This is a genomic window from Candidatus Latescibacterota bacterium (genome assembly GCA_019038625.1).
Classification (GTDB): Bacteria; Krumholzibacteriota; Krumholzibacteriia; order Krumholzibacteriales; family Krumholzibacteriaceae; genus JAGLYV01.
This window is the reverse complement of sequence record JAHOYU010000100.1, coordinates 1-5,781: the sequence shown is the minus strand read 5'-3', so window position 1 is coordinate 5,781 and position 5,781 is coordinate 1. Positions and strand designations below refer to the sequence as shown.

At 47.5% G+C, this 5,781-nt stretch carries 5 protein-coding genes; 2 read left to right on the top strand and 3 right to left on the bottom strand.

Features of this window, described 5'->3' with window-relative positions; all coding sequences use genetic code 11:
* The first annotated feature begins 63 nt into the window (after positions 1-63).
* A complete protein-coding gene (locus tag KOO63_07500; protein ID MBU8921650.1) occupies positions 64-504 on the top strand; it encodes a hypothetical protein in 441 nt (146 codons plus the stop codon).
* A gap of 61 nt (positions 505-565) precedes the next feature.
* Positions 566-1,273, top strand: a complete 708-nt coding sequence (locus KOO63_07495) for a hypothetical protein (protein ID MBU8921649.1) — start codon at positions 566-568, stop codon at positions 1,271-1,273.
* A 70-nt stretch (positions 1,274-1,343) separates the two neighbouring features.
* On the opposite strand, the gene KOO63_07490 is transcribed toward KOO63_07495, so the two are convergent.
* The 3 genes from KOO63_07490 to KOO63_07480 all read right to left on the bottom strand — a co-directional run bounded on the left by KOO63_07490 (position 1,344) and on the right by KOO63_07480 (position 5,537).
* On the bottom strand, positions 1,344-2,990 hold the full coding sequence (locus tag KOO63_07490) for an NERD domain-containing protein/DEAD/DEAH box helicase (GenBank protein MBU8921648.1): 1,647 nt from the start codon (positions 2,988-2,990) through the stop codon (positions 1,344-1,346).
* Between the two features lie 119 nt (positions 2,991-3,109).
* Complete coding sequence (locus tag KOO63_07485; GenBank protein MBU8921647.1) at positions 3,110-4,657, bottom strand: hypothetical protein; 1,548 nt, start codon at positions 4,655-4,657, stop codon at positions 3,110-3,112.
* Positions 4,658-4,778: 121 nt separating this feature from the next.
* Positions 4,779-5,537 carry a hypothetical protein gene (locus tag KOO63_07480; GenBank protein ID MBU8921646.1) on the bottom strand — a complete coding sequence of 253 codons (759 nt, stop codon included), beginning with the start codon at positions 5,535-5,537 and terminating at the stop codon, positions 4,779-4,781.
* Positions 5,538-5,781: the final 244 nt, after the last annotated feature.

The following is a 5,781-nucleotide window of genomic DNA, read 5'->3' as shown; positions in this document are numbered from 1 at the left end:
ACATGACTCCATCCTCTCAGACTGTGGAGTCTCCGTCAAACCCGGGGCGGTTCAGATATCGATTTGGATGGTGATTGGGACCTTGGTTATGAGGTGGTTTTTTATCGGGATTGGCTCTGGCAAAAAGGGTTCACCGCAAAGATGAAAGGGCTCCCTCCCAAGAGAACTTTCGATTTGTGTCTATTTGGAGAGAAAGACGTAGTCGTCATCGAGGCCAAGTTATGTTCCAGGTTTGAATCTGATCAGAACAAGGAATTTGAAAAGGATTTAGATCAGATTTCTGATTTACTGGGAATTGACAAGTCGCGGATCAAGGTTGTTGGACTGGCCTGTTCCGACTACTGGGACAATTTCAATAAAAAGGGCAATAAAGAGAGCCAAGAATTCTTTGCAGGTAAAATCAGCTGGGCAAAAGTGGCTAAGCTATATTCGGATCCAATTCTTGCCAAGGCGGACGGAATGTACCGGAAAGAGCTTGATAAGAAAAAGGGTGGTCTTCAGTAGCTCAGCCTGGCTGACAAACCCTCAATGCCAAGTACGGTCTGAATTTTGGAGTGCCCACATCATGAAGAAAAAATATATCGACCCCGAAACCGGCTGGACCGTTACTCGGATCACTGGGGAAACCAATACACAGGGAATCGAATTGACTATCGAAACAATCACGGACCCACAGACAGGCGAGACTTATGAAGGCTACCGTATGGCCAATTCTCCCCCGCGGGATATCCCTGCCTGGATCAGGGATATCGCGGAAGGGAAGGCGGCTGAAGCGCAACACAATCGGGAAATTATCGAGAGCCTTCACACAAATTATCCGGAATTGGCCGAGGGAGCCAATGTCCCCAATGGGCCGCTGGGCCATATCAAGCTCCTCTTTGCAAAGTCTTTTGCCAACTGGGACATTATCCTACCTGAGGATGATTTAGCAAAGCGCGGCCGGGGAAAGATATGCAAGGCAGGGTGGGCAATTTGGTATCTGTTTGGCTCGGACAATAATGGTGAGTATCTCGATTACTACTCTGCGCACCGCATGACAGGCGATAGCCATGTGCGGATCTACGATGATGGACAAACTGAACATCTTGAATCCATTTTGGAGTTTTGCCTGTGCTCCGACGATCCGAAGGAAGATGCCCTGCTGAAGGAAGAACAGCACATGGAGAACCAAAGGATCGTAGAGCTTCTTGAGGCCAAGGGATTCGGAATTGAAGGCGATGAACCAGGCGGGGTGCAGATCAATCGCTACTTGAGGACACGAGAAGTCGAGTAAGGTCTGAACCGGGGAGCAGTCCGTCCCTTTTATGTATGAGATTCAGGCAAGATAAGAAACAGTGTGACTTTCAACAGACCTGTTCTCCCCACTCAAAAACGTGAAGAACCACCCTTGCCCGTGATCCTCCAACGTACCGGAACCGGCTCATGTGGTTTTCCGTGTAGTATGCGCTGGGCTGCCCAATTCCCGTCAACAAAACGCAGTCAGTTTCAAGCCCCTTGAATTTGTGGACTGTGGAATAGCGAATTGTGTTTGGTTCTTCCGGCGAGTCAGCATCCCGGATAGTCAGATTTCCCATCTTCCGACCGTCAGTAAAAGACGAGTTTTCCAATTTGTGACACCCTAGGATCACAATCTCATCCGCAGGTACTCCCTGCTCCTGGACGAGCTCATGCAGAACACGCCGCACAGCATCACGTTCCTGAGCTGCATCTGCAACCTTGTGAAGAACCGGTTGCGGCCCGTCCGGTAAAACGGCCAATGCCCGATCATCCCTCATTCCCACTGCGCTCCGGGCAAACTTGGCGATCGGAGCCGTGTTGCGGCAGTTCCTGCGCAGAATATATTCTGGTTTCTTGAATGGCAGTTGCCCTTCGCGGCCGTAAAGATTCTGATGATCGTCGCCGAAAATATGGAACTGTGATTCCTCGGGATCAGCCAGGAACTCCTCGATCATAAGCCACCAGTCGCTCCGGAAATCCTGGGCTTCATCAACGAGGATGGCATCATAGCGAGCCTCGAAATCAGGCATGGCCGTAAGTGCCGCGTCGGGCAAAGCCACGTCCCAATAGTCATTCGTACCTGGGTCCGGCTGATCCACCTCGGTCTCACGCAAAATTTCTAAGCAAAACTCATGAAAATTGCCGACAAAAGATTTGCCCGGGTCACTGGAAAGTTCCTGTCGAAGCAACGCTCCCAGGGGCCTGTTGAAGCACAGGACGAGGACGCGCTTACCCTCGGCCATCAGTCTGCGTGCCTGAGTGATGATCAAAAGGGTCTTGCCGGTTCCGGCACCCCCGCGAACGAGAAGCCGGCGGTTGCCTCCCATACCCTCAAGAGTGAAGGCCTGTTCTTCTGTGAGGCGGATGAGCTCGCGCCGAGCCAGGGCGATGGTTGGGGCTAATGATGGGACCAACGCAAAAGTTGGTTGCAGAACGCCCAGGACACTCTTGATTACCTCAACATCGCCAACGGGATTCGCCGGCCCGAATCGGGACAGGAGCTTGATCACTGCGGCCTGGATCCGCTGAAGGTCCGGCGCGAGAAAGAGGAGATCCATACCCATGTCGGGGCGCAGACTGCCGGTAACCGAAGCCGCGTCGGGGAAAGCCACCGCATAGCCGTAGGGTAAGCCAGCCTGACGCCAATGGGGTGATCTCTCGTTCAATAGGCCATTAAGAAAATGCATCCCCGTTCGAGCCTGTCCGAACGGGTCCTTGATCTGCTTGCCGTCATCGTAATGCCACTCCTGCTTGGAGCCATCGTAGTGTGGCGTACCAGATTTCACTTCGAGGACCAATAGACCGTAACTAGGATGGAACAACAGGAAATCGCACTCGCCTTGTTGTAGCCGAAAACGGGATTGGTCAAGCCAGGGCAGGGAATGGACTACCGTCCAGTCATCGTCCAGGTGGTTCTGTAGATGGAAGTACAATAGATGTTCGGCGTTGCTGGTGGTCGCTTCGTCGAAGCGGGGCGGTATCATTTTAGCCATGAGGTTCTCTCTTGAAAAATGAGTTACTCTTACATTGTGAAAAATGTATCACGGTTGGCGAATCTGGTATGCAACTAGTCAAGATGGACCGTGGGGAATATATAAGTTAAAACACTAAGTTATTTCCCCTGGACATCCACAAGAACAGGAATCATCTCTTCGATAAAATTTATAAAAGCATTTACAAGTTGGTCAGGATTTTCAAATAATTCCAGATTTCCTCTTCGAAGTGTCTCTCCTCTTTCCAAGGAAATGTTTGCTTTACTAGCGTCAACCCAAGCACAATGGAAAAGGACTTCTAACTGCTTTGAGATTGGGATGCAGTTCCCGACCAGGTTGTCGACTGTTTCCAAAGGGTCTTTCCCCAAACCTTTAAGTTCCTTGAGGTCGACACAAAACCGAAATGAGTCGTAATAATCTCCTTTCACTTGCCCTGGCTTCCGATCAACAAGTCTGTAATTCACTAAATTTATTTTTACACGCTGCCTATTTACCCCCCCACTCTGCATCTCCCCCATGAGAAATTTCACCATCTTGGGAGTCTTCAATAAGTTACGCATCTTCGGGCCTTTTTTTGCTACTGTAATACCACAGCCAATACCATCATGATTTAAGTATATTGAGATGTGAGGATTCTGAAGGATCTTCCCATTATTTTCTAGACCATAAAAATCCCACAATCCAGCCAAGGGTCGCTTGCCACGGCTTAAAACTTGAGTCTTATTGGCTGAACCATTTCTAATAAATAAAGCTCTATCCAATACATCCAGAAAAAGAGCAAACTGCCCTTTTGCATAATCTTCATCGAAAACATCGTTGAGTTTTCTTAAGTTCAAAATTTCTCCGCTCATTTCCAAATACTCCAAAAATTGAGTGATTATAGTCTTCACTTCAGGCGTCTTCTCTAGTTGGGACATTAGTGATTTTAATGCAGCAGCAATTTGAGTCCAGGTTGTTGATTTCATGTGGGACTTGTCGTGAATAAATTTGATTGCTTTATCGGAAGACAAATTAAAACCCTGGTCACCTGTCAGGTGACGAAATACTTGGGCATGGGCTAGCTTATTGGCCCCTACCTTGGACTCAACAAGAATGGCGAATGGCGAATTTGAGTCTTCTTCGTAAATCCAGGCATCTGGCCTACATCCATGAATCAAGGAAAAGAACGAGGCAGCCTCACAGGGGTCAATCTCTGGAAAATTCAAATCAAAGTTTTTAGTGGAGCCCTCTCTCTTTCCTATTTCTCTAAGATATTTTAGAAAGTCTTTCCTTTTCTCAGAACCTTGCGTATCAGCAAGGATTTCCATTACTTTTTCAACCTGCCTAGCAGCATCATCTCTCCAATGACTTTTAAATTGATCACGGCCTATTAGCAACAACCATTGATGTTCCTGATTATTGGATGCTTGGATTCTTCCCAAAGCTTTCTTATCCTTCATATTTTGAAGATCAAAAACCAATGTTTTGGGAATGTGCCCCCCTGCAAAGCCGATTTTTTCAAAGAAGGGTCGTAGCACCCCAGCATCTTGAAGGAATTTCAAACAAATAATAAAGGCTCTGGTCAAATTGTCTTCCAAACGATTGACACGTTCCGGTGAATCCAAATTTCCACCATGATAAGCTTGGAAAATATTAAGATGTTTGTCCATGCAGGTTTTCATTTTCATAAATCTGTACTTCCCCGACCGTTTCTCTCGACACTTCATGGGCTACATGATTTAAAGAAGCAGCCGATGGGTAACCAGCGATATTCCCAAGAATTCCCTGCCAGCATTAGCAGAGGAAATTCTACACAATGTGTTTCGCAAATTCGGCATCCAATGCCTGAACGATGCCGCGAATTTGCTCTAAGAAAGCATTTACCTCGTCAATCTCCAACGTTGCCCTGCCCAAGCCTTTTCTATCTGCTGAGTGTGCAATTTGGTTTCGACGCGCAGTCAAGATTTCGAGTTGCTGAACGGTGGTACCCTTGGCCACCTTGCGCATCTTGTCAATTTTCGAAGACCAATTCTTAAAGCCAACAACACTAAGAACCTCGCCAACCTTATTTGGTGCTGTACTGCTAATCTCTCGAACGTTCTCCTCTATTACGCTTCGGATGCCCCATTGTCGCCGCTCATATTTCTCTTCAATATCAATCCAACGACCCACTGTAAGCGGGAGGCCCCGTAGCCGATTGGGAGCATCTTCAGCTTTGAGGGCTTTGCTAACAAAGTCCATGGCTCTGTCCGCAACGAAAGTTTCAAAGGCAGCACAGGCAGCCACAATTGCCGGGCGAAGCAACGGACGCAAATCCTTAAATCTAGCAGGGCCAAGTTTGGTTGCATCTCGAAAAACAACGAACAAATCATCGCTTGCGAGACAGTCCATCTTTCCACGATCTCTAGCTGAAACTCTAATTGCTTCACCAACCCGGGCCTTAAGCTCCGATCGCATCTTACGTTGCCTGTTGTTCTGAAATGCTCGTGCATATTTTAGCAAAACTTCAGCGTCTGCTATATTATCCTCAAATGCGTCTCGGGCTTTCGTTCTGCAAGTATCTGTCATACCAGTCTCCATCTTGGGTTGGGGATGAATAACACTACTGATTTACGTTAGTTCGCCAGAGATAGCGACGTCTCCATAATTCTTGAGATAAGCTCCTGAAAACACTAGCAAAAAAATATTTATCATGACAAAGACCAAATTAACACTCCAATTATTGAAGGGCATACATCGGAGTCTAGTTTCCAACCAGTGTAGCGCCCAACTATTCTGTCCCAACTTCTAACAATAAATCATGTGACACATT

Coding starts and splice junctions, on each gene's coding strand:
- KOO63_07495 (MBU8921649.1), top strand. CDS start 566: ATGAAGAAAAAATATATCGACCCCGAAACCGGCTGGACCGTTACTCGG.
- KOO63_07490 (MBU8921648.1), bottom strand. CDS start 2,990: ATGGCTAAAATGATACCGCCCCGCTTCGACGAAGCGACCACCAGCAAC.
- KOO63_07485 (MBU8921647.1), bottom strand. CDS start 4,657: ATGAAAATGAAAACCTGCATGGACAAACATCTTAATATTTTCCAAGCT.
- KOO63_07480 (MBU8921646.1), bottom strand. CDS start 5,537: ATGACAGATACTTGCAGAACGAAAGCCCGAGACGCATTTGAGGATAAT.